Origin of the sequence: Vogesella mureinivorans, from assembly GCF_007644035.1 — a bacterium.
Classification (GTDB): domain Bacteria; phylum Pseudomonadota; class Gammaproteobacteria; order Burkholderiales; family Chromobacteriaceae; genus Vogesella; species Vogesella mureinivorans.
In genome coordinates this window covers 1-283 of record NZ_VMTV02000409.1, presented here as the reverse complement: position 1 = coordinate 283, position 283 = coordinate 1, and the positions used below count along the sequence as shown (strand labels likewise).

Sequence of the window (283 nt, the reverse complement as noted above, 5' to 3'; positions counted from 1 at the left end):
CGGCGAAGGGCTGGATGAAGCCGATACCGAAGATCCGGCCGACATACACCGGGCCCTGGCGCACGTGCATCCAGCCAATCACTTTGCGCTCGAACAGGGTGAAGTAGGCGACGCCGAGGATCAGCGGCACCGTGATGCAGAGAATCTTGATCAGGGTCCAGACCACCAGCCCGATGTCACCGAAGCTGAGGAAGAACTCGCGGATGGGTTCGATGAACGACAGCATGGGGCCTTACACCTTTGCCACGGTGAGCGCGCCCGCAGGCGCCAGCGGCGCGGTCGC

General features: G+C 63.6%; 1 protein-coding gene. It reads right to left on the bottom strand.

Annotated elements, in window-relative coordinates:
• Positions 1–226 (bottom strand): NADH-quinone oxidoreductase subunit H (locus FLQ44_RS11245; protein WP_206208837.1); only part of this gene is annotated, 226 nt, incomplete at its 3' end.
• Positions 227–283 lie beyond the last annotated feature (57 nt).